31 protein-coding genes, 1 tRNA gene and 1 pseudogene are annotated in these 22,116 nt (G+C 64.4%); 30 read left to right on the top strand and 3 right to left on the bottom strand.

The features are described 5' to 3' along the window. The first annotated feature begins 19 nt into the window (after nt 1-19). The gene (locus GJ631_RS04985; protein WP_156708086.1) at nt 20-913 is read left to right on the top strand and encodes an alpha/beta fold hydrolase; all 894 of its coding nucleotides are present in this window, start codon (nt 20-22) and stop codon (nt 911-913) included. Nucleotides 914-1,084: 171 nt separating this feature from the next. Here the strand turns inward: GJ631_RS04985 and GJ631_RS04980 are convergent. Then, nucleotides 1,085-1,155 (bottom strand) — tRNA-Gly (locus GJ631_RS04980). A gap of 202 nt (nt 1,156-1,357) precedes the next feature. Between GJ631_RS04980 and GJ631_RS04975 the strand changes: the two genes are divergently transcribed. The 25 genes and pseudogenes from GJ631_RS04975 (at nt 1,358) to secY (ending at nt 15,435) form a co-directional block, all read left to right on the top strand. Further along, the gene (locus tag GJ631_RS04975; RefSeq protein ID WP_156708085.1) at nt 1,358-2,197 is read left to right on the top strand and encodes a putative RNA uridine N3 methyltransferase; all 840 of its coding nucleotides are present in this window, start codon (nt 1,358-1,360) and stop codon (nt 2,195-2,197) included. A 6-nt stretch (nt 2,198-2,203) separates the two neighbouring features. Next, the gene (locus GJ631_RS04970; protein ID WP_156708084.1) at nt 2,204-3,214 is read left to right on the top strand and encodes a 50S ribosomal protein L3; all 1,011 of its coding nucleotides are present in this window, start codon (nt 2,204-2,206) and stop codon (nt 3,212-3,214) included. A gap of 3 nt (nt 3,215-3,217) precedes the next feature. Further along, nucleotides 3,218-3,964, top strand: a complete 747-nt coding sequence (rpl4p, locus tag GJ631_RS04965) for a 50S ribosomal protein L4 (protein WP_156708083.1) — start codon at nt 3,218-3,220, stop codon at nt 3,962-3,964. After that, nucleotides 3,961-4,209, top strand: a complete 249-nt coding sequence (locus GJ631_RS04960) for a 50S ribosomal protein L23 (protein WP_156708082.1) — start codon at nt 3,961-3,963, stop codon at nt 4,207-4,209. Before rpl4p ends, GJ631_RS04960 begins: the two co-directional genes overlap by 4 nt. A gap of 2 nt (nt 4,210-4,211) precedes the next feature. Beyond that, nucleotides 4,212-4,943, top strand: coding sequence for a 50S ribosomal protein L2 (locus tag GJ631_RS04955; RefSeq protein ID WP_156708081.1), 732 nt, complete (start codon nt 4,212-4,214; stop codon nt 4,941-4,943). Beyond that, nucleotides 4,940-5,362: a 30S ribosomal protein S19 gene (locus GJ631_RS04950; RefSeq protein ID WP_156708080.1), complete on the top strand. Its 423-nt coding sequence runs from the start codon at nt 4,940-4,942 to the stop codon at nt 5,360-5,362. The genes GJ631_RS04955 and GJ631_RS04950 overlap by 4 nt, the downstream gene beginning before the upstream one ends. A gap of 2 nt (nt 5,363-5,364) precedes the next feature. After that, complete coding sequence (locus GJ631_RS04945) at nt 5,365-5,832, top strand: 50S ribosomal protein L22 (RefSeq protein ID WP_156708079.1); 468 nt, start codon at nt 5,365-5,367, stop codon at nt 5,830-5,832. Further along, on the top strand, nt 5,832-6,758 hold the full coding sequence (locus tag GJ631_RS04940) for a 30S ribosomal protein S3 (protein ID WP_156708078.1): 927 nt from the start codon (nt 5,832-5,834) through the stop codon (nt 6,756-6,758). The genes GJ631_RS04945 and GJ631_RS04940 overlap by 1 nt, the downstream gene beginning before the upstream one ends. Then, on the top strand, nt 6,758-6,967 hold the full coding sequence (gene rpmC / locus GJ631_RS04935) for a 50S ribosomal protein L29 (protein ID WP_156708077.1): 210 nt from the start codon (nt 6,758-6,760) through the stop codon (nt 6,965-6,967). The genes GJ631_RS04940 and rpmC overlap by 1 nt, the downstream gene beginning before the upstream one ends. Then, the gene (locus GJ631_RS04930; protein ID WP_156708076.1) at nt 6,964-7,242 is read left to right on the top strand and encodes a ribonuclease P protein component 1; all 279 of its coding nucleotides are present in this window, start codon (nt 6,964-6,966) and stop codon (nt 7,240-7,242) included. The genes rpmC and GJ631_RS04930 overlap by 4 nt, the downstream gene beginning before the upstream one ends. Further along, nucleotides 7,233-7,559, top strand: a pseudogene (locus GJ631_RS04925) (30S ribosomal protein S17); the annotation flags it as partial. The gene GJ631_RS04930 and the pseudogene GJ631_RS04925, both read left to right, overlap by 10 nt. Nucleotides 7,560-7,576: 17 nt before the next feature. Then, nucleotides 7,577-7,975: a 50S ribosomal protein L14 gene (locus GJ631_RS04920; protein WP_156708074.1), complete on the top strand. Its 399-nt coding sequence runs from the start codon at nt 7,577-7,579 to the stop codon at nt 7,973-7,975. After that, nucleotides 7,972-8,328, top strand: coding sequence for a 50S ribosomal protein L24 (gene rplX / locus GJ631_RS04915; RefSeq protein ID WP_156708073.1), 357 nt, complete (start codon nt 7,972-7,974; stop codon nt 8,326-8,328). The genes GJ631_RS04920 and rplX overlap by 4 nt, the downstream gene beginning before the upstream one ends. Then, a complete protein-coding gene (locus GJ631_RS04910) occupies nt 8,325-9,032 on the top strand; it encodes a 30S ribosomal protein S4e (protein ID WP_156708072.1) in 708 nt (235 codons plus the stop codon). Before rplX ends, GJ631_RS04910 begins: the two co-directional genes overlap by 4 nt. Next, entirely contained in the window at nt 9,029-9,559 is a 531-nt protein-coding gene (locus tag GJ631_RS04905) for a 50S ribosomal protein L5 (protein WP_156708071.1), read from the top strand. The genes GJ631_RS04910 and GJ631_RS04905 overlap by 4 nt, the downstream gene beginning before the upstream one ends. Next, nucleotides 9,556-9,729 carry a 30S ribosomal protein S14 gene (locus tag GJ631_RS04900; RefSeq protein WP_156708070.1) on the top strand — a complete coding sequence of 58 codons (174 nt, stop codon included), beginning with the start codon at nt 9,556-9,558 and terminating at the stop codon, nt 9,727-9,729. The genes GJ631_RS04905 and GJ631_RS04900 overlap by 4 nt, the downstream gene beginning before the upstream one ends. Nucleotides 9,730-9,731: 2 nt before the next feature. Beyond that, a complete protein-coding gene (locus GJ631_RS04895) occupies nt 9,732-10,124 on the top strand; it encodes a 30S ribosomal protein S8 (RefSeq protein ID WP_156708069.1) in 393 nt (130 codons plus the stop codon). A gap of 2 nt (nt 10,125-10,126) precedes the next feature. Beyond that, on the top strand, nt 10,127-10,660 hold the full coding sequence (locus tag GJ631_RS04890; protein ID WP_156708068.1) for a 50S ribosomal protein L6: 534 nt from the start codon (nt 10,127-10,129) through the stop codon (nt 10,658-10,660). Next, on the top strand, nt 10,660-11,373 hold the full coding sequence (locus tag GJ631_RS04885) for a 50S ribosomal protein L32e (RefSeq protein ID WP_156708067.1): 714 nt from the start codon (nt 10,660-10,662) through the stop codon (nt 11,371-11,373). Before GJ631_RS04890 ends, GJ631_RS04885 begins: the two co-directional genes overlap by 1 nt. Continuing rightward, entirely contained in the window at nt 11,370-11,819 is a 450-nt protein-coding gene (locus tag GJ631_RS04880) for a 50S ribosomal protein L19e (RefSeq protein WP_156708066.1), read from the top strand. The genes GJ631_RS04885 and GJ631_RS04880 overlap by 4 nt, the downstream gene beginning before the upstream one ends. After that, nucleotides 11,819-12,370 carry a 50S ribosomal protein L18 gene (locus GJ631_RS04875; protein WP_156708065.1) on the top strand — a complete coding sequence of 184 codons (552 nt, stop codon included), beginning with the start codon at nt 11,819-11,821 and terminating at the stop codon, nt 12,368-12,370. Before GJ631_RS04880 ends, GJ631_RS04875 begins: the two co-directional genes overlap by 1 nt. After that, complete coding sequence (locus GJ631_RS04870) at nt 12,367-12,999, top strand: 30S ribosomal protein S5 (protein WP_156708064.1); 633 nt, start codon at nt 12,367-12,369, stop codon at nt 12,997-12,999. The genes GJ631_RS04875 and GJ631_RS04870 overlap by 4 nt, the downstream gene beginning before the upstream one ends. Then, a complete protein-coding gene (locus GJ631_RS04865; protein WP_156708063.1) occupies nt 12,996-13,460 on the top strand; it encodes a 50S ribosomal protein L30 in 465 nt (154 codons plus the stop codon). Before GJ631_RS04870 ends, GJ631_RS04865 begins: the two co-directional genes overlap by 4 nt. Next, on the top strand, nt 13,460-13,957 hold the full coding sequence (locus tag GJ631_RS04860) for an uL15m family ribosomal protein (protein ID WP_156708062.1): 498 nt from the start codon (nt 13,460-13,462) through the stop codon (nt 13,955-13,957). Before GJ631_RS04865 ends, GJ631_RS04860 begins: the two co-directional genes overlap by 1 nt. Beyond that, nucleotides 13,957-15,435: a preprotein translocase subunit SecY gene (gene secY, locus GJ631_RS04855; RefSeq protein ID WP_156708061.1), complete on the top strand. Its 1,479-nt coding sequence runs from the start codon at nt 13,957-13,959 to the stop codon at nt 15,433-15,435. Before GJ631_RS04860 ends, secY begins: the two co-directional genes overlap by 1 nt. A gap of 90 nt (nt 15,436-15,525) precedes the next feature. On the opposite strand, the gene GJ631_RS04850 is transcribed toward secY, so the two are convergent. Then, nucleotides 15,526-16,047 carry a hypothetical protein gene (locus GJ631_RS04850; RefSeq protein WP_156708060.1) on the bottom strand — a complete coding sequence of 174 codons (522 nt, stop codon included), beginning with the start codon at nt 16,045-16,047 and terminating at the stop codon, nt 15,526-15,528. Nucleotides 16,048-16,180: 133 nt separating this feature from the next. Between GJ631_RS04850 and GJ631_RS04845 the strand changes: the two genes are divergently transcribed. The 4 genes from GJ631_RS04845 to GJ631_RS04830 all read left to right on the top strand — a co-directional run bounded on the left by GJ631_RS04845 (nt 16,181) and on the right by GJ631_RS04830 (nt 21,716). Then, nucleotides 16,181-17,173 (top strand): AI-2E family transporter, encoded by a 993-nt coding sequence (locus GJ631_RS04845; protein ID WP_156708059.1) that lies wholly within the window; start codon nt 16,181-16,183, stop codon nt 17,171-17,173. Nucleotides 17,174-17,276: 103 nt separating this feature from the next. Further along, complete coding sequence (gene trkA / locus GJ631_RS04840) at nt 17,277-18,614, top strand: Trk system potassium transporter TrkA (protein ID WP_156708058.1); 1,338 nt, start codon at nt 17,277-17,279, stop codon at nt 18,612-18,614. Nucleotides 18,615-18,617: 3 nt separating this feature from the next. After that, nucleotides 18,618-20,120 carry a TrkH family potassium uptake protein gene (locus tag GJ631_RS04835; protein ID WP_156708057.1) on the top strand — a complete coding sequence of 501 codons (1,503 nt, stop codon included), beginning with the start codon at nt 18,618-18,620 and terminating at the stop codon, nt 20,118-20,120. A 60-nt stretch (nt 20,121-20,180) separates the two neighbouring features. Continuing rightward, complete coding sequence (locus GJ631_RS04830) at nt 20,181-21,716, top strand: TrkH family potassium uptake protein (protein ID WP_156708056.1); 1,536 nt, start codon at nt 20,181-20,183, stop codon at nt 21,714-21,716. 6 nt (nt 21,717-21,722) lie between these two features. On the opposite strand, the gene GJ631_RS04825 is transcribed toward GJ631_RS04830, so the two are convergent. Next, a complete protein-coding gene (locus GJ631_RS04825; protein ID WP_156708055.1) occupies nt 21,723-22,076 on the bottom strand; it encodes a hypothetical protein in 354 nt (117 codons plus the stop codon). Nucleotides 22,077-22,116 lie beyond the last annotated feature (40 nt).

Raw genomic sequence — 22,116 nt, 5'->3', positions numbered from 1 at the left:
GCCCGCCGACGCCGTCTGCATGAGCGACACCGATTTCGACCGACTCTCTGTCGACGCCAACGGCCTCACCTTCGAGTGTCTCCGCGCGGGCGACGGCGACCGCCTCGCGGTCTGTCTACACGGCTTCCCCGACGATGCCGGTTCGATGGCACCGATTCTCGATGCTTTGGCCGACGCCGGCTTCACCGCCGTCGCGCCGTACATGCGCGGGTACGGTCCGACCGACCCCGCACCGGACGGCGACTACTCTGCGATGGCGCTCGGCGCCGACGCCGTCGCTCTCGCCGAGACTCTGGGCGAGCGCTTCGAAACCGACGACGCCGTCCTCGTCGGCCACGACTGGGGCGCCGTCGCCGCCTACGCTGCCGACCGGGTCGACTCGACGGCGTTCTCGAAGATGGTCACGATGGCCGTTCCGCCGGGATTCGAAGGGTTGCTGTTGGAACATCCGCGACAGCTGCTCCGCAGTTGGTACATGTGGTTCTTCCAGGTTCCGGACGCGCCCGAACGCGCCCTCCGATGGCGGGAGTTCGCGCTCGTGGAGTTCCTCTGGGGGCTGTGGAGCCCCGATTGGGACTACTCCGACGAGCGCATCGAATCGGTCAAAGAGACGTTCAGAACCGGCGAAACGGTCGAACACGCCGTCGAGTACTACCGGGATACGGTCGGGCCACAGCTGTCGTCGATGGCCCGAGGGAACCTCCCCTCACTCGAGGACACGCCGCCCGTCGAGACGCCGACGCTCGCCATCGCCGGGGAGAACGACGGCTGTATCGGCCCGGCGCTGTTCGACCACGCCGGCGAAATCATCGAGGATTGTCGCGTCGTGCGCGTGCGCGAAGCAGGTCACTTCATGCATCAGGAACGGCCGGACGTGGTAACCGAAGAAATCGTCGACTATCTCGTCGAGTAATCGTCACAGAAACCCGTGGGGGATGTTGAACCGGAGGCAGACGTGCTCGCTCACTCCGTTCGCTGCGCGCGACTTCCAGGATTCAAATCCCGACCGCATTCGTGATTCGCGTCCGTCCGAGTACACGCTCGCTGACGCTCGCGGTACTCGGTGTGTTGCTCATTACAGAAATGCGCTGGCGGGGATTTGAACCCCGGTTGTGACCATGGCAAGGTCACGTGATACCACTACACTACCAGCGCGCCTTTCGCATCAACTCGTACCGGGGAGATGGATAAAAGGCTTGCGAAACCGCCGACTGCGTGGCCGTCCGTCGCTTGGCAACGCGCCACACCCCGAAACGCCTGTCAACGGCCGACACGGCGGGTGCATACCGCGATACTTTTAAGCTAGGATTCTGAAGGGATAGCACAGTCTGGTGAACGGAAACGGAAGCGACACGGCATGACACGCAGCGTACTCGTGCCGTCGTCTTTGACCCGGGAGGCCGAGGACAAACGCGAGGCGACTCGCAAACTCGGTTACGTCGCACGCGCGGCGGTCATCTTCCGGGTGGACCGACTCGTCGTCTACCCCGACCGAGGGGGCGACGACGGGCGGTTCGGCGACGGGTTCGTCGACACGGTACTGTCGTACGCCGCAACGGCACCGTACCTCCGAAAGGAGGTGTGGGCCCAGCGGGACGAACTGGAGTACGCCGGCATCCTGCCGCCGCTCCGCATCCGCTCACAGACCGGCTCCGGATCGGACGGTTCGGGGTCGTTAAGACAGGGAATCGTGACCGAGGTCGGATCTGACGGGCGCGTTCGGGTCAATTGCGGACTGCAACACCCGATCTCCCTCCCCGTCCCGCCATCGATGGCGGTCGAGGAGGGGGAGCGCGTCACCATCAGGGTCTCTTCGCGACGGCCGGTTCGCGCGAAACTCGTCGACGAACCCCTTCCGGGGTTCTCGGTGGAACGCGCGACCATCGACGACGCCCTCACACGACCGGACGCCGGCGTGCGCATCGCCGCCTCCCGGTACGGTGAGGAGTTGACGGTCGACCGCCTCGACCAACTGGTCGAGCGGACGGCCACCGACGGCCTGACAGTCACCTTCGGCGCCCCGGAACGGGGACTGCCGGAGATACTCGACTGTCAGCCAGGCGAGGAGGTCATCAGCGATGACGAACCCAAAGCGCGGTTCGACCTTTGGCTCAATACGGTTCCGAACCAGGGTAGCGAGGTCGTGCGCACCGAAGAAGCGGTGTTCGCCACGCTCGCGCCCCTCACACTAGAGTGAGACACAATGCCACAACCAAGCAGACCACGCAAAGGCTCGATGGGCTTCAGCCCCCGCAGCCGTGCGGCCAGTGAGGTCCCGCGCTTCAACTCCTGGCCGGACGACGAGGGACAGCCCGGGCTCCAAGGCTTCGCCGGATACAAGGCCGGCATGAGTCACGTCGTTGCTATCAACGACGAGCCCAACTCCCCCCGAGAGGGCCAGGAGGAGACCGTCCCGGTGACCGTCGTCGAGACGCCACCGATGCGGGCTGTCGCCGTCCGAGCTTACGAAGACACGCCGTACGGACAGCGCCCCCTGACCGAGGTGTGGACCGACGAGGTCCACGAGGACCTCGAACGGGCACTGTCCGTCCCAGAAGAACAGACCGGAGACGCCGAAGGCCAGATTCGGGAGGCACTCGACGCGGGTGACCTCGCTGACGTGCGGATCATCACCCACACCGTCCCGAGCGGCCTTTCGAGCGTTCCGAAGAAACGTCCCGACGTGATGGAGACACGCGTCGGCGGCGGTTCGCTCGCGGACCGATTCGAGTTCGGTCTCGACCTCGTCGACGACGGCGGGGAGCACGCGGCCACGGACGTGTTCCGTGCCGGCGAGTACGCCGACGTCGCGGGTATCACGAAGGGCAAGGGGACGCAGGGTCCCGTCAAGCGATGGGGCGTCCAGAAGCGGAAGGGCAAACACGCCCGCCAGGGCTGGCGCCGACGTATCGGCAACCTCGGCCCGTGGAACCCCTCGCGCGTCCGGTCGACGGTCCCCCAACAGGGCCAGACCGGCTACCACCAGCGCACCGAACTGAACAAGCGCCTGCTCGCCCTCGGCGACGAGGAAGTCACCCCCGACGGTGGCTTCGTCAACTACGGCGAGGTCGACGGCGCCTACGCGCTGGTGAAAGGCTCCGTGCCGGGTCCGAACAAGCGCCTCGTGCGCTTCCGACCGGCGGTGCGACCTGCCGACCAACCGCGCCTCGACCCCGAGGTGCGCTACGTCTCCACCGTCTCCAATCAGGGATAACCCATGAAGGCAACAGTACGTGACCTGAACGGCGACGACGCGGGCGAGGTCGACCTGCCGGACGTCTTCGAGACGCAGTTCCGGCCCGACCTCATCAAGCGCGCCGTCCTCGCCGCACAGGCCAACCGACAGCAGGACTCCGGTACAGACGAGTACGCGGGTCTTCGAACCCCGGCGGAATCCCACGGCAGCGGCCGCGGGATGGCGCACGTCCCCCGACAGAACGGGCGTGCCCGGGAGGTGCCCCAGGCCGTCTCCGGCCGACCGGCACACCCGCCGAAGGTCGAGAAGGACCGCGGACTCGACATCAACACGAAAGAGCGCAAACTCGCCACCCGCAGCGCCATCGCGGCGACCGCGGACGGCGACCTCGTCGCCGAACGCGGCCACGACTTCGACGGAGACCTCGAGATTCCGCTCGTCATCTCCGACGAGTTCGAGGACCTCCAGAAGACGAAGGAGGCCGTCGAGACGCTCGAGGCACTCGGTGTCTATTCGGACATCGAGCGCGCCGAGGACGGCAAGTCCGTCCGAGCCGGACGCGGGACGACCCGTGGCCGGAAGTACACCCAGCCGAAGTCGATTCTCGTCGTCACGAGCGAGGAGCCCTCGCTGGCCGCCCGCAACCTCGCGGGCGCCGACGTGACGACCGCCGCCGAGGTCAACACCGAAGACCTCGCTCCCGGCACCCACGCCGGGCGACTCACGCTGTGGACCGAAAGCGCCCTCGAGGAGGTGGCCGAGCGATGACGTTGAAACACCCGCTCGTCACCGAGAAGGCGATGAACGCCATGGACTTCGAGAACAAGTTGCAGTTCATCTGTGACTCCGGAGCCACCAAAGGCGAAATCGCCGACGCTATCGAGGCGCAGTTCGACGTGGCCGTCGCGTCGATTAACACGCAGAATACGATGAACGGCGAGAAGAAAGCGACCGTGCGTCTCTCCGAGGACGACGACGCACAGGAAGTCGCATCGCGAATCGGGGTGTTCTGAACATGGGACGACGAATCCAAGGCCAACGACGCGGTCGCGGTACGTCCACGTTCCGGGCGCCGTCGCACCGCTACAAGGCGGACCTCTCGCACCGTAACGTCGAGGACGCGGACGTCATCTCCGGTGAGGTCGTCGACATCGAGCACGACCCCGCACGGAGTGCGCCGCTCGCCGACGTCCAGTTCGACGACGACGACCGCCGACTCGTCCTCGCACCCGAGGGCATCACCGTCGGCGACACGATTCAGGTCGGCGTCTCCGCCGAAATCGCTCCCGGGAACACACTCCCACTCGCGGAGATTCCCGAGGGCGTTCCGGTGTGTAACGTCGAACGACAGGCCGGCGACGGTGGGAAGTTCGCACGCGCCTCCGGCGTGAACGCGACGCTTCTCACTCACGACCGCAACGCGGCGGTCGTCCAGTTGCCCAGCGGCGAGATGCGCCGCCTGTCGCCGGACTGCCGCGCCACCATCGGCGTGGTCGCCGGCGGCGGTCGAACGGAGAAGCCGTTCGTCAAGGCCGGCAACAAGCATCACAAGATGAAATCGCGGGGCACGAAGTACCCGCGCGTCCGCGGTGTCGCGATGAACGCCGTCGACCACCCCTTCGGTGGCGGCGGCCGACAGCACCCCGGCAAACCCAAAAGCATCTCCCGGGACGCGCCGCCGGGCCGCAAGGTGGGCGACATCGCCTCCAAGCGGACCGGTCGGGGCGGCAAAGGAGGTAGAGAATGAGTTCGGAATACCAAATCGGCCACGAGGGTGACTTCACCTACCGTGGTCACACGCTCGACGAGTTGCAGGAGTTGGAACTCGACGAGGTTGCGGAACTGCTTCCCGCCCGACAGCGGCGAACTATCAAGCGGGGCCTCTCGACTGAAAAGCAGAAACTGCTCGAGAAGGCACGCTCGCGTGGCGCCGAGGAGACCGCGAACGACCCGATTCGAACCCACCTGCGGGATATGCCTATCCTGCCGGAGTTCGTCGGATTGACGTTCGCCGTCTACACCGGCCAGAGCTTCGAACGCGTCGAGATCGAACCCGAGATGATCGGGCACTATCTCGGCGAGTTCCAGCTCACGCGTTCGTCCGTCGAACACGGACAGGCGGGCATCGGGGCTACCCGCTCCTCGAAGTTCGTCCCGCTCAAATAATCATGGGAATCAGCTACTCAGTCGACGCCGACCCGGACAAAACGGCGAAAGCCATGCTTCGGGAGCGTCACATGAGCCACAAGCACAGCAAGGAGATCGCCCGCGAAATCAAGGGCAAGACCGCTTCCGATGCGGTCGAGTACCTCGAAGCGGTCGTCAACGAGGAGAAGTCCGTCCCGTTCAAGTCCCACAACTCCGGTGTCGGCCACCGAAACGACATCGAGGGCTGGGACGCGGGTCGGTACCCCAACAAGGCCTCGAAGGCCTTCCTCGACCTCCTGGAGAACGCCATCAACAACGCCGACCACCAGGGCTTCGACGGTGAGGCGATGACCATCGCCCACATCGCCGCCCACAAGGTCGGCGAATCGCCGGGACAGAAGCCCCGCGCGTTCGGTCGCGCCTCGGAGTGGAACACCCCGCAGGTCGACGTGGAACTAATCCTCGAAAGCGAGGAGGAGGACGAATAATGGCAGACGAACACCAATTCATCGAGAACGGGCTTCAGCGAACCCAGATTGACGAGTTCTTCTCGGACGAACTCTCCCGTGCCGGCTACGGCGGGATGGACGTCGCGAAGACGCCGATGGGCACCCAGATTGTGCTCAAGGCCGAAAAGCCCGGTATGGTCATCGGCAAAGGCGGGAAGAACATCCGGAAAATCACCACTGAACTGGAGGAGCGGTTCAACCTCGAAGACCCGCAAATCGACGTTCAGGAGGTCGACGAACCGGACCTCAACGCCCAGATCGTCGCCGACCGACTCGCCAACGCCCTCGAACGGGGTTGGTACTTCCGGAAGGCCGGTCACACGACCATCGACCGCATCATGGACTCCGGCGCCCTCGGCGCCGAAATCGTCCTGAGCGGGAAAGTGACGGGCGCACGCTCACGCGTGGAGAAGTTCAACCGCGGCTACATCAAGCACAACGGCGAACCCGCCGAGACCATCGTCGACAGCGGCGTCGGCGTCGCGGTCATGAAACTCGGCACCATCGGCGTGCGTGTGAAAATCATCCCGCCGAACGCGGAACTCCCCGACGACTTCGAGGTCTACGAGGACGTCGAGGTCGAGGACTTCGTCGAAGAGCCGGAAGGCGAAATCGAGGACCTCCTCGAAGAGCCCGAGGACGCCGAAGCCGAATCCGTCGGCACCGAGCCCGAGGAAGTCGCCGACGAGGCGGCGGAGACGGAGGTCCCCGACGACATCGAAGAGGAAATCATCGACGAGGAGGTCGACAGCGAGGAAGGCGCATCGCCGACGTCGCCGCCGGACTCCGCGGAAGAGGACGAACCGGAAGAACTCGACGAGGACATCGAGGCCGAAGCGGCCGACCTCGTCGAGGAGATGGAAGCGGAAGCGGACGAAGACGAAAACGAGGAGGCTGAGGAATAATGGCCATCCTACACGTCGACGAAATCCGCGACATGACGCCCGCCGAGCGCGAGACGGAGCTCGAACAGCTCGAAACCGAGCTGCTCAACGAGAAGGCCGTCCTCGCCGCCGGTGGTGCCCCGGAGAACCCGGGTCGCATCGGCGAACTCAAACGAACCATCGCGCGCCTGAAGACGGTTCAGCGCGAGGAGGGCGACTTCGAAGAATGACCCCAAAGTCGCTCGTTCGCCACGAACTCGCCGGCCTCGATGTCGAGGTCACCGATTCGCCCAACCCCGACCTCGTCGGGATAGCCGGGCGCGTCGTCGACGAGACGACGAACATGCTGCTCGTGGCGACGAGCGACGGGGTCAAACAGGTGCCGAAGGCCGCGGCGACGTTCCGGTTCACCGTCGATTCCACCGACGTGGTGGTCGACGGCGAACGGCTCGTCGCTCGCCCCGCCCGACGCACCGAGCAGATTGGAGGTTCACTATGGCAATAGGACTCGACGTAACTCAGCCTCCGGAACCGGATAATCCGGAGGAGTACGACTACGAGACGTGTCCGTTCTTCGGTGAGTTGCCCGTCCGCGGGCAGGTCATCGAGGGGACGGTCGTCTCGACAGACATGGAACGTACCGTCGTCGTCGAGCGAGAGTACGACGTGAAGGTACCCAAGTACGACCGCTACATGAAGCGGCGGTCGCGCATTCCGGCCCACGTGCCGGAGGTACTGGAGCCGCTCTCGGTCGGCGATGAAGTAAAGATCGCAGAGACACGACCGCTCTCGAAGACGAAGAGCCACGTCGTTGTCGAAGTCGCGGGAGGTGAGGAGTGATGGAGGCGCTGAACGCCGACGTCACTCAGGGGCTCGAGAAGGGCTCGCTCATCACCTGTGCCGACAACACGGGCGCACGAGAGCTGAAGGTCATCTCCGTCTCCGGCTACTCGGGGACGAAGAACCGACACCCGAAGGCGGGTCTCGGTGACAAGGTGACCGTCTCGGTCACGAAAGGGACGCCGGAGATGCGGCGGCAGGTGCTGGAAGCGGTCATCATCCGCCAGCGCAAGCCGGTCCGTCGTCCGGACGGCACGCGCCTCAAATTCGAGGACAACGCGGCCGTCATCATCGACGAGAACGAAGAGCCCCGCGGGACCGAACTCAAGGGTCCCATCGCTCGTGAAGTCGCAGAGCGATTCGGGAGCATCGCCAGCACGGCGACGATGATAGTATGACACGACAACCAACCAAACAGCGCAATCGACAGGAGCGCGCCCCGCTGCACGAGAAGCAGAAGCAGGTTCGTGCGCCGCTCTCGCCGGAGCTCCGCGAGGAGTACGGCCAGCGGAGCGTCCGCGTCAACGTGGGCGACACCGTGGAGGTCCAACGCGGCGACTTCGCCGGCGACGCCGGCGAGGTCATCGACGTCGACCTCCGTGCGGCCGTCATCCACGTCGAGGAAGTGACCCAGGAGACGGCGGACGGCGAGGAGGTTCCCCGTCCGCTCGAAGCCAGCAACGTCCAGGTGACCGAGCTGGACCTCTCCGACGACGTGCGCGAGGCGCGACTGGAGGAGGATAACGAATGACGAAACACCAGAAACGACTCTCGGTTCCGAAGTCGTGGCCGGTCGAACGGAAAGAGGAGACCTACACGACGAAGGCCGCCGCGGGTCCGCACGGCGAGGAGGGGGTTCCGCTCCTCATCGTCCTGCGCGACGTGCTCGGCTACGTCGACTCGAAGAAGGAAGCGCGCTACGCGCTCGAACAGGACAGCGTTCTCATCAACGGGAAGGCCGTCTCCGACGAGCGTCGACCGATCGGGATGTTCGACATCCTCGCGTTCGTCGAACGTGAGGAGTACTACCGCGTGTTCCCCGACGAGGGTGGTCGGCTCTCGCTGACGCCCATCGACGCCGATTCCGCGGGCTCGAAACTCGGCAAAATCATCGGCAAGACGCAGATCACTGGCGGCGACACGCAGTTGACGCTGCACGACGGCCAGACACTGCTCGTCGACGACGCGTCCGAGTACGACACGAACGACTCCATCGTCGTCTCCAACGACGACGGCGAGGTCGTCGCCCACTTCACCTACGAGGAGGGCGCCCTCGTGACGGCCGTTCGTGGCGCACACGCCGGTCGAATCGGGACCATCGACGAGATTCAGGTCACGCCCGGTTCCTCGGCGAACAACGTCCTCATCGAGGGCGACGACGACCGCTTCGAGACGGTCGAGGAGTACGTCGTCGTCATCGACGAGAACTTCACGGACGGAGGTGACGACGAATGAGCTCGGAATCAGCCGACTCGGAGTTCCACGAGATGCGCGAGCCGACCGTCGAGAAGGTCGTCGCCCACATGGGCGTCGGCGAAGGCGGTGAGCCGCTCGCGACAGCCGAGAGCATTCTCGGCGAAATCACGGAACAGCAGCCGGTTCGAACGACGGCGAAACGCACCATTCAGGACTTCAACGTCCGCGAGGGCGACCCGATCGGTGCGAAGGTCACGCTCCGCGGCGAGGCCGCGGAGGCGTTCCTCGAAACCGCACTGGATATCGCCGACATCTCGGCGAAGCAGTTCGACGAGACCGGCAACTTCAGTTTCGGCATCGAGGAGCACACCGACTTCCCGAGCCAGGAGTACGACCCGACCATCGGGATCTTTGGTCTCGACGTGACGGTCAACCTCGTCCGGCCGGGCTACCGCGTGACGAAGCGCGACAAGGTGTCCCAGCCGATTCCGTCGAACCACCGACTGACCGCCGAGGACGCCATCGCGTTCCTCGAAGCGAACTACGACGTGGAGGTGACCGAATGAGCGAATCCGAACAAGAGACAGGCGAGCAGGCCGCAAAGCGAACGGGCCAGCTCGAAGCATGCCAGCGCTGCGGGCGCGAGCAAGGACTCGTCGGCAAGTACGACATCTGGCTGTGCCGACAGTGCTTCCGCGAAGTCGCCCGTGGCATGGGCTTCAAGAAGTACAGCTAACAATGGCGGACAACGACCCACTGGCCAGCGCGCTGTCGGGACTCGACAACGCCGAGAGCGTCGGCCACCTAGAGCAGACGATACAGCCCGCCTCGAACGAAATCGGCTCCGTACTCGAGGTCTTCTACGACCGCGGGTACGTCGACGGATTCCAATTCGTCGACGACGGGAAAGCCGGTCGATTCGAGGTCGAACTGAAAGGAGCGATCAACGAGTGTGGCGCGGTCAAACCCCGCTATTCGGCGGGCGCCGACGACTACGAGAAGTGGGAGAAGCGGTTCCTCCCCGCCCGTGACTACGGGACGCTCGTCGTCACGACCAGCCACGGCGTGATGAGCCACTACGAGGCCCGCGAACAGGGTATCGGTGGCCAAGTGATCGCGTACGTCTACTGACCATGCGAAAGGAAATCGACATTCCGGACGAGGTCACGGCGACGATGGACCACTTCGACATCACCGTCGAAGGGGACAACGGGAGCGTCACGCGACGCCTCTGGTACCCCGACGTGACGGTGTCCGTCGAGGACGGTTCGGTCGTCATCGAGACCGACGACGAGAACGCGAAAGCCCGTGCCACGGTCGGCACCTTCCAGAGCCACGTCACGAACATGATTCACGGCGTGACCGAGGGCTGGGAGTACAACATGGAAGTGTTCTACTCTCACTTCCCCATGCAGGTCTCCGTCCAGGACGGAGCGGTCGTCATCGAGAACTTCCTCGGCGAGAAGGCGCCGCGACGGACGCCCGTCCGCGGCGACACCGAGGTCTCGGTCGACGGCGAGGAGCTGACCATCACGGGCCCGAGTATCGAGGACGTCGGCCAGACGGCGGCCGACATCGAACAGCTGACCCGGGTTCCCGACAAGGACACCCGCGTCTTCCAGGACGGCGTCTACATCACACAGACGCCCGAACGAGGTGAGGTCTGATGGCTGACGACGAAGAATACGAAGAACTGACCGACATCAGCGGCGTCGGTCCCTCGAAGGCCGAGGCACTGCAAGAGGCCGGCATCGAGACCGTCGACGAGGTCCGCGAGCGTTCCCAGGAGGAGCTCGCGGAGGTCGACGGCATCGGTAACGCCCTCGCGGCGCGTATCAAAGCCGACGTCGGCGGCCTCGAAGTCTCCGAGGACACCGAGGCCGAAGTCGAAGAGGACGAACCGGAGGAAGCCGAGGAGACGCCCGACGAGGACGTCGAGACGGAACTGCAGCCACGCGGACTGGCCGAGAAGACCCCCGAGTTGAGCGACAACGAGGAGCGACTTCTCAAACAGCGCCAGCGCGTCGGCAAGCCGCAGTTCAATCGGCAGGATTACCACAAGAAAAAGCGGACGCCGACCTCGTGGCGCAAGCCCCGCGGTGGGCTCTCGAAGCAGCGCCGCGGCATCAAGGGCAAGGGCCCGAAAGTCGAGGCCGGCTACCGAACGCCGAAGGCGGTGCGCGGCAAGCACCCCAGCGGCTTCGAGGAGGTTCGCGTCGAGAACGTCGACGACCTCGACGGCATCGACGGGGACACGGAAGCCGCCCGAATCGGCTCGACCGTCGGCGCTCGCAAGCGCGAGCGCATCGAGGAGGTCGCCGAGGAGGAGGGCATCCGCGTGCTCAACCCGACCTACGTCGAAGTGGAGGTAGAGGAATGACTGACCTGAAAGCACAGAAGCGACTGGCAGCGGACGTGCTCGGCGTCGGGAAGAACCGCGTCAAGTTCGACCCCGACGCACAGGGCGAAATCGCCGACGCCATCACGCGCGACGACATCCGAGAGCTCGTCGACAGCGGCGTCATCTCCGCGACCGAGGCCAAGGGCAACTCCCGCGGCAAGGCTCGCGAACGGGCGAAGAAGCGTTCCTACGGCCACCAGAAGGGACACGGCTCCCGGAAGGGGAAGGCCGGAGCACGACAGAACAAGAAGGAGGATTGGACGAGCCGCATCCGCGCACAGCGTCGCGAACTCCGCGAACTGCGCGATGACGGCGAAATCGACCGCTCGCAGTACCGTGAGCTGTACGACCAAGCCAGCGGTGGCGAGTTCGACAGCGTCGCGGACTTGCGACGGTACATCGACGACAACTACGGTGAAATCTGATGGCAACGGGACCAAGATACAAGGTGCCGATGCGGCGTCGCCGCGAGGCCCGAACGAACTACCACCAGAGGTTGCGCCTGCTGAAATCCGGAAAGCCACGCCTCGTTGCTCGCAAGAGCAACAACCAAACCAGGGCGCAGCTGGTCGTGACCGGCACGAACGGTGACGAAACGCTCGCGAGCGCTTCCTCGAGTGACCTCGAGGAGTTCGGCTGGGAAGCCCCAACGGGCAACCTGCCCGCGGCGTATCTGACCGGCCTGCTGGCCGGCAAGCGAGCCGTCGAGGCCGGCCTCGAAGAGGCAGTTCTCGACATCGGGCTCAACACGGCGACCCCCGGCAACAAGGCGTTCGCAGTACAGGAAGGTGCAATCGACGCAGGTCTGGAGATTCCGCACAACGACGAGGTGTTCGCTGACTGGCAGCGCACCCGCGGAACCCACATCGCCGAATACGCCGAACAAGAGGACGGCCTCTACAGCGGCGACTTCGATGCGACGGAGCTTCCGGACCACTTCGACGAGGTGCGAGAGCGCCTGGAGGATGAACTATGAGTAACGGATGGGAGCCGCGTACGCGGCTCGGACGCAAGGTAGCAGAGGACGAGATCACCTCGATGCGTGACGCCCTGCAGTCGGGGCTTCCGCTGAAGGAACCGGAGATCGTCGACCAGCTCCTCCCTGGACTGGACGACGAGGTCCTGGACATCAACATGGTCCAGCGGATGACCGACTCCGGTCGACGCGTGAAGTTCCGCTGTGTCGTCGTCGTGGGCAACCGCGACGGCTTCGTCGGCTACGCGCAGGGTCGAGACGATCAGGTCGGTGGTGCGATTCAGAAGGCCATCAACGTGGCCAAACTGAACATCATCGACGTCTCGCGTGGCTGTGGGTCCTGGGAGTGTGGCTGCGGCCGCCCCCACACCGTCGCGCTGCGGACGACCGGCAAGGCCGGCTCCGTCGAGGTCGAACTACAGCCCGCCCCGCGTGGGCTGGGACTGGCCGGCGGAGAGACCGTCCGGCACGTTCTCGAACTCGCGGGCATCGAAGACATCTGGACGCGCTCCAGCGGGAACACCCGAACGACGGTCAACTTCGCGAAGGCGACGTTCAACGCCCTTCGTGCGACCGCGGAGGCCCGCGTTCCCGAGCGAACCCTCGAAAAGCGTGAGGTGGTCGAATGAGGGCCATCGTCCAGCTGCGCGGTGAGGTCAACCAAAGCGAGAGCGTCCGGGACACCCTCGGCATGCTCAACCTCCACCGCGTCAACCACGCCACGTTCGTCCCCGAGACGGACGCCTACCGCGGCATGGTGACGAAGGTCAACGACTGGGTCGCCCACGGCGAACCCACCGAGGACATCGTCGCACTGCTCGTCAGTAACCGTGCCGAACCCGCCGAGGGCGCGGCCGACATCGACGACGAGTGGGTCGTCGAGAACACCGACTACGACGACGTCGACGCCCTCGCGTCGGCGCTGGTCGACGAGGAGACGACGCTCCAAGAACAGGGGCTCTCGCCGACGCTCCGTCTGCACCCGCCGCGTGGCGGCCACGACGGCGTCAAGCATCCGACGACCGAGGGCGGCCAACTCGGCCCCCACTCGACGGAAGACATCGACGCACTGCTGGAGGCGATGCGATAATGACATCCAAGAAACGACGACAGCGCGGCTCTCGCACGCACGGCGGCGGTACGCACAAGAACCGCCGCGGCGCCGGCCACCGAGGCGGGCGCGGTCGTGCGGGCCGTGACAAACACGAGTTCCACAACTACGAACCGCTCGGCAAATCCGGCTTCAAGCGACCGCAGAAGACCGACCGGACGGTCGAGACCGTCAACCTCCGTGAACTCGACGAGGACATCGCGATTCTCGTCGAGGACGGCGTCGCCGAGGAGTCCGGCGACGGCTACGCCATCGACGCTCGGGACCTCGTCGAGGACGGCCACGAGGCCGACTCGGTGAAGGTGCTGGGCGCCGGTCGCGTCTACAACGCTCTGGAGGTCACCGCCGACGCCTTCTCCGACAGCGCCGAGGAAGCGCTCTCGGAGGCCGGCGGCGAAGCGGTCCTCTCGGAGCGCGGTGAAGCCGCCGAAGAGGCCGACAAAGATACAACCGACGAGGACAACGAGGAAGCGTAATGAGCTGGAAGGAGGTCGCCGAACCGGTACTCACGCGCCTGCCCGCAGTGAAGCGACCGACGGGACACGTCCCGTTCCGTCGGAAGCTCGGCTGGACAGCGGGCGTGCTCGTGTTGTACTTCTTCCTGACGAACGTGGCCATCTACGGCCTCGGGCAGAGCTCGGACATCTTCGGGCAGTTCCGAACCATCCTCGCGGGCGCACAGGGGTCGCTACTGCAGGTCGGTATCGGTCCCATCGTCACCGCGTCCATCGTGCTGCAGTTGCTCGGTGGCGCCGACCTCCTCGGACTGGACACCGAGGAGAACCCCCGCGACCAGGCCATCTATCAGGGCCTCCAGAAGCTCCTTGTCGTCGTGATGACGGCACTGACGGCGTTGCCGATGGTGTTCGCCGGCTTCCTACAGCCGAGTCCGCAGGTCGCAGCCGGATTGCCGTTCGGGACGACGGGACTGGCGTGGCTGATGTTCGCCCAAATCTTCGTCGGCGGCCTCCTCATCCTCTACATGGACGAGATTATCTCGAAGTGGGGGGTCGGCTCCGGTATCGGCCTGTTCATTATCGCCGGGGTGAGCCAGCGACTCATCGGTGGCTTCATCGCCTGGAGCGGTCTGGGTGCCGGCTACGTCGGGTTCTTCCCGCGGTGGGTCGGCATCCTCACCGGTGATATCGAGGTCGGCTCGCCGCTGACCCAGTCGGGGCTGTTCGACCTGTTCCTCGGCCCCGGTGAACTGCTCGGCCTCATCACGACGCTGTTCATCTTCGGCGTGGTCGTTTACGCCGAATCCGTCCGCGTCGAGATTCCACTGAGTCACTCCCGCGTGAAGGGCGCCCGTGGTCGCTTCCCCGTGAAGCTCATCTACGCGAGCGTCCTGCCGATGATTCTCGTTCGCGCCCTGCAGGCGAACGTCCAGTTCCTCGGCCGCATCCTCAACGCACAGTGGACTGGCATGCCGGCGTGGCTCGGTGACTACACCCAGCCACAGGCCGGCGGATTCGCCGAACCGATCGGCGGGCTGTTCTACTACGTCGCGCCGATTTACACGCCCGAAGACTGGATGTGGTGGCTCGGTGAGACCACCGCTGCGCCGTGGCAAATCATGCTCCGTGTGGGTATCGACCTCACGTTCATGATTTTCGGCGGCGCCATCTTCGCCATCTTCTGGGTGGAAACGACGGGCATGGGGCCGAACGCGACGGCCAAACAGATTCAGAACTCCGGGATGCAGATTCCCGGGTTCCGACAGTCGCCCGGCGTCACCGAGAAGGTCTTAGAGCGATACATCCCGCAGGTCACCGTCATCGGCGGTGCCCTCGTGGGACTGCTCGCGGTCATGGCGAACATGCTCGGTACCATCGGTCAGGTCTCCGGAACGGGTCTGCTGCTTACGGTGTCTATCACGTACAAACTGTACGAGGAGATAGCCGAAGAGCAGATGATGGAGATGCATCCGATGATGCGGGAGATGTTCGGCTAACACGCCGTTCATCGCGTCATCACCACGGCCGATTTTTTGCACACTGACCGACCAGCAGTGGAGTTTCGTCTCCGCCGCCGATGAGCGGCGCTACTCGGCCTTCGCTTTCGAGCGGCCGAGGACCCGGTCGGCCAAACTTCCGAGGGCTTTCAGCGCGACGTTCACGTACAGTCCAACGAGGAAGGACACGCCGGCCGCAAAGCGCGGTCCGGACGTCTCGACGACACCGCCGAAGTCGCCGAGAAAGAGGTACACGCCCGCCGCGAGTACCCACGCGGCCGGAATCCGCATCGCCATCGCGGCCAGTTGCTCGATTTCGCCCCACTCGGTGTATCGCTCCAGTTCGCCCATCAGTTTCGTGAACACGTAGCCGAGTGCCCCGAGGCCGGCATACAGATAGACGTACAGCGGAACCGTTACGCCGGCTGCGTCGGTACCGCTCGATGAGGTTGCCACCAGTGGTTCGACGACGCCGACGGAAAGCACCATTCCCACGAGTGTTAGTGCAGTGAACACTGCGATGACCGTCCAGTTAGCGAGCGACCACCCCGGTCCCTCCTCGATGTCTTCTCGTACGTTCGCGTTCGCTTCCGTCCCCGATTCGCCACCCATGTGAGTTCACCCTTCATTCACTTCCGCACTCTTTGTTAATAATTCACGTGGGTCGGATGTGGAGTGTGTGCCTCCGAATCCGACGGCACGGCCGTCCGAATGCTCTTGTTCGTCCGCGCTGACGGTTGAAAATATGAAGCGGAGTCAGACGTTCCTTCTCGGGCTGATTGGCGTCTTCGCAGCCCTCGCGTTCATCATCGTTTTGCCGTTCGTGGAGTACGTCGTCTTGGCGGCGCTACTCGCGTACGTTCTTCACCCCGTTCATCGACGGCTCGAGGCCCGTCTCGGTGAGACGACGGCGGCCGTAGCGCTCATCGTCGGGACGCTTCTGGCTATCGTCGCACCGCTTCTGTACGTCATCTCGGTGTTCGTCGCGGATTTACGCAGTATCGCTCGCGGGGGCTCCGGACTCAACGTCGCCGTCGTCGAGACGCAAATCCTCGAAGCGACTGGCATCGAGGTCGACCTCGCGGAGATACTCACATCGAGTGCCCAACAGATATTCACGGTGCTCTTCGGCGGCGTCGGCGGCGTCGTCGCCACAACCCTGAAAATCGGGATGGGTATCGCTGTGATGGTGTTTCTGCTGTACTACCTGTTGTTGGAGGGAGAGGCGTTTGTCGTGTGGTTCTACGACCTCGTTCCGCTGCCCGACCACGTCACCGACCGACTGCTGGAGAAACTCGATGCCACCACGTGGGGCGTCGTCGTCGGGCACATTTCCGTGGCCGTCGCCCAAGCGTTGCTCGCCGGTGTCGGACTCTGGGTGGCGGGGGTTCCCGACGCTTCCTTCTGGACGTTCATCATGATTATCCTGTCACTGTTACCGCTCATCGGTGCGTTCATGGTCTGGGGTCCGGCCGCCGCCTACCTCGTCGTCGTCGGCGATGTCGGAAGCGGTGTCCTGTTGGCGCTGTACGGGTTAATCGTCGTCAGTCTCTTCGACAACTACGCTCGACCCATAGTCATCGACCGACGGGCACACATCAATCCGGGTGTCCTTCTTCTCGGTGTCGTCGGCGGTATCTACGCGGTCGGCTTCACCGGTGTATTCGTCGGTCCCATCGTCATCGGTGTGTTAGTGGCCGCCATGGAGACCTATCGTACCGAATTCGACGCTGTGTAACGTCTCGTGGCCGGTCTCGGTGCTGATTGAGATAGCAAACGATGGCTCCGTCGGCGTATACCCGATAGTAACCGACTTACCGTCGGCCCGTGTGGACGGCGGTATGCACGTCGTCATCATCGGTGCTGGGGAGGTCGGAACGTCCATCGCGGGGAGTCTCGCCCAATCCCACGACGTCGTCGTCATCGATATCGACTCCGAACGGGCCGACCAACTCAAGTACGAACTCGACGTGATGACGCTGGCGGGTGACGGCACCGCCTCGTCGACGCTCCAGCAGGCCGGCATCGAAGAGACGGACATGGTCATCGCCAGCACCGACGACGACAGGACGAACCTCGTCGCCTGTGAGACGGCGAAGACGCTCGCGAGTCCGTTCACCATCGCCCGAGTCAAGAGCGTCGAGTACCTCCGAACCTGGGAAATCACCGAGAAGGCCTTCGGCGTCGACTTCATGGTGTGTTCGGACCTCCTGAGCGCCGAGAACATCGTCCGTATCGTCGGGTTGCCGGCCGCAATCGATGTCGACCCCTTCGCCGGCGGCTGCGTCCAGATGGCGGAGTTCGAGGTCATGGAGGGAAGCCCCGTCGCGGGTCAGACCGTCGCCGAGGCCGACCGCTTCGAGTCGCTGACGTTCGCGGGCGTGTTCCGGGACGGCGAGTTGATACTCCCACGTGGGGACACGCTCATCGAGGCCGGCGACCGGACGGTCGTCATCGGCAGTCCCGAGAGCGTCCAAGACTTTGCGACGGATATCGCCCCGGAGACGACGCCGGGGGCGGCCGACGAAATCGTCATCATCGGCGGGTCCGAAATCGGCTATCACACCGCCCGATTGCTCGAAAACCGGGGACTGAAACCGCGACTCATCGAGCGTGACCCCGAGCGCGCACGCCAACTCGCCGAGGAGTTACCGAACACGCTCGTGATGGAACACGACGCCACCGACACCGAGTTCCTCGCCCGCGAGCACGTCGACGAGGCCGACATCGTCGTCGCCGCCCTCGACAGCGACGAAAAGAACCTGCTCGTGTCGATGCTCGCAAAGCGAATCGGTACCGACCGCATCGTCGCCGTCGTCGACAGCGGCGACTACGTCTCGTTGTTCGAGGAAATCGGCATCGACATCGCCATCAATCCCCGACAAGTCACTGCCGAGGAAATCACTCGGTTCACCCACGAAGGGGTCGCTGAGAACGTCGCGGTGTTAGAAGACGACCAAGCGGAGGTCTTGGAGTTGGAGCTGACCGACAGCAGCGACTTCATCGGCCGTACGATACAGGACATCGCCGGTGACATCGACGCCGACTTGGTCATCGGCGCAGTGACGCGGAACCGCGAACTCGTCACACCGCGGGGTGATACGGTGTTGGAAGCCGGCGACCACCTCATCGTCTTCGTCGAATCGTCGTTCATCGACGAACTCACCTCGATGGTCTGAAAGATGGCGGTCGTCCGAGTCGACTGGCGCGCCAGCCTCGATTTGACCGGACAGATACTACTGTATCTCGCTGGGCCGCTGTGTTTTCCGCTATTGGTGGCTCTCTACTACGGCGAGTCGACAGTGCCGTTCCTCGCGGCCATCGCCGTAACCGTCGTCCTCGGCTGGTCGTTACGTGCGCTCCCCGGCGAACCCGGTGAACTCGGCCCGCGGGAAGCATTCCTCGCCGTCGCGTTGATTTGGTTCCTGGTCGCCGCCGTCGGGGCCGTTCCGTTTTTCGTCGCCGGCGTCGGCATCATCGCCCACCCGGTCGATGCCATGTTCGAGGCGATGAGCGGGCTGACGACAACGGGAGCGACCGTCCTGCGTGATTTCTCGATTCACTCGCGGTCGATACTCATGTGGCGGCAAGTGCTCCAGTGGCTGGGCGGCCTCGGCATCCTCGTTCTCGCGACGGCGATACTGTCGGAACTCGGGGTCGGTGGTGCCCAACTGATGGAGACCGAAACCCAGACCCGCAACGTCAGCAAACTCACGCCGCGCATCGCCGCGACGGCACGGCTCATCTGGGGGCTGTACATCGGCCTGACGCTGCTGGCGGTCGCGGTGTACTACGGGCTCCATCTGCTGAACCTCGCGCCGAACATGGGTTTCTACAACGCTGTCGCCCACGCGCTCACCTCGGTATCGACGGCGGGGTTCTCGCCGGAACCCAACAGCATCGGCGCGTTCTCGCCCGCGATTCAGTGGGCCGTCATCCCGTTCATGCTCGTCGGGTCGACGAGTTTCGTGCTGCTGTACTTCGCCATCAACGGCGAACCGATGCGCCTACTGCGCAACGAGGAGTTCCACTTCTATCTGGGCGTCGTCGCAACCGGCAGCGTCATCGTCGGGGTGGCGCTGGCAGTCGACCCGACCGTCCCCTTCGACACGGAGGCGACAATCCGACATGCGGTGTTCAACGTCGCCTCCATCGTGACGACGACGGGGTATGCGAGTGCTGACTTCGAGTTGTGGTCGCCGGCCGCCAAACACGTCCTGTTTCTCTGTATGTTCATCGGCGGGATGGTCGGGTCGACGACCTGTTCCATCAAGTCACTGCGGTGGCTGGTCGCGCTGAAGGCGTTCAAGCGGAACCTCTTCACCAGCATCCACCCCGAGGCGGTTCGTCCGGTTCGGGTCTCGGGCAACCCCGTCGAGGAGGAGACGATTCGCGACATCTACGCGTACCTGCTCTTGAGCCTCGTCATCTTCACCCTCCTTACGGTGTTCATCGTCGTCGACGGCACGCGGGCACCGACCGAAGTCACGGAGTTCGAGGCCCTCGGCGCGGCGGCATCGACGTTCCTCAACATCGGCCCGGCGTTCGGCGACGCCGGGCCATACGGCACTTACGCGACGTTTCCGCGGTCGACGCGGGCGGTGATGATTGGCTTGATGTGGGTCGGCCGCATCGAAATCATCCCCGTCTTGGTGCTGTTCACGAAGGCGTTTTGGACCTCCTGACGGACCGGTCGATTCAAGGGTAGCGAACGTGATTCGACGCTACATGCACGGTGAGGACGGATGACGCTCCGCGTCGATTGGCGGGCGACGGCGAGTCTCGTCGGGACGGTCGTGAAGTATCTCGCGGTCGCAATGGCGGTTCCGTTCATCATTTCGCTGGTGTATCGGGAGGACATCTGGGTGTTCGCCGTCTCGATGGCACTCGCGGTCGGTTTCGGATTGGCGCTCGAACAACTCGACTCAGACCCGGATATCAAGCCGGCAGAGGCGCTGTTACTCGTCGCGTCGTCGTGGCTCGTCGTCGGTGTCATCGGTATGGTGCCGTACCTGTTGGCGGGCTACGGGACATCCTCGACGCTCGCCCATCCGGTCAACGCGCTGTTCGAGTCGATGTCGGGCTTCACCACGACTGGTGCGACCGTTATGGGCGAGATATCGACCGACCGTCACTCCCACGCCATCATGATGTGGCGCCAGATTACCCAGTGGCTCGGCGGGATGGGTATCATCGTCCTCATGGTCGCCATCCTGCCGGAATTGGCGGTCAACGGCGCCCAACTGATGAAAGCCGAGGCGCCGGGACCGGACCTCCAGAAACTGACGCCCCGAATCGCCGAGACGGCCCGCGTTCTGTGGCTGGTCTACTTCGCCTTTACCGTCCTCCTCGTGGTGTTGCTGTACGGGCTCTCTTGGACGAGCTACGCGCCGAACATGGACCTCTACAACGCTGTCGCCCACGGGTTTTCGACGCTACCGACTGGCGGGTTCTCACCGCAGGCCGACAGTATCGCCGCCTTCTCGGCCGTCGTCCAGTGGACGGTTATCCCGTTCATGGTCGTCGCCGGCACCAACTTCGCGCTGTTCTGGCATCTCTTGGACGGTGACGTTCGGACTCTGCTGAACGACCCCGAGTTCCGGGTGTACGCCGGTGCCATCGCGTCGCTGACGGGCATCCTCGCAGTCCTGCTGTACGGTGGTGCGGCCCCAGCACAGGAACTCGGCGGTGTCACACAGGGCAACGCGCCCAACGCCTTCCGGCAGGCGGCGTTCCAAATCGGGTCGCTGCTGAACTCCACAGGGTATGCGACCAGCGACTTCGCACAGTGGGACGGCTCCGCACAGGCCGTGTTGTTGTTCGCGATGTTCATCGGTGGCTCCGCGGGGTCGACCGGCGGGGGCATCAAGGTCATTCGCTGGCTCGTCATCATCAAGGCGGTTCGCCGGGAACTGCTCACGACCGCCCGTCCGGACGCCGTTCAGCCCCTCCGTCTCGGCGGCTACGTCGTCGACGAGGATGTGGTTCGTGGCATCATGGCGTTTACGCTGCTGTACTTCCTGTTGTTCGGTGTGTCGACGGTGTTCTTTGTCGTCGACGCCCTCCGGGTCGGCTACGAGTTGAGCGTCCTCGAGGCGATGAGCGCCTCGCTGGCCACGCTCGGCAACATCGGCCCCGGGTTCGGCTCGATAGGGCCCTTCGGGAGCTATCTCGACTTCCCGATGGAGACGAAACTCGTGATGGTGTTTCTGATGTGGGTCGGTCGCCTCGAAATCGTGCCAGCCTTGGCCGTCTTCACCGGTCCGTTCTGGAAGCGCTGAACGGGCTCATTCCACACGGAGTTCGTACCCCTCGTCGGCGCCGTAGAGGTCTCGAAACAGTGACTCGACGAAATCGGCGGCGTGTTTCGGGTCGGTGACCGCCGAGAGATAGACGACTTCGTCGTCGGCCTTCCGGGTGTCCGGCTGTTTGATTTTGAACACGTGATACGCCGACAGCAACGCGTCGAGACGGTCGCGTTCGTCGGCGTCGAGTTCCAGCCGGAGCTGTCGGTCGTCGTACTCGACGCGACGGCCGACAGCCTCGAAGGCGACGGGGGCGCCGCCCTCCCGTCGGTGGGCGACGATGGCCTCGACGACCAGTCGGCGCCTGTCTTCGGGCGTCGTCGCCTGGGGTGACATACCGGACCGTCGGCGCGCCGCGGTATGAAGGCGACGCTCG

It is taken from the genome of Natronomonas sp. CBA1123 (assembly GCF_009741925.1).
In the GTDB taxonomy this organism is placed as follows: Archaea; Halobacteriota; Halobacteria; order Halobacteriales; family Haloarculaceae; genus Natronomonas.
This window is presented reverse-complemented; position numbering and strand designations above follow the sequence as displayed.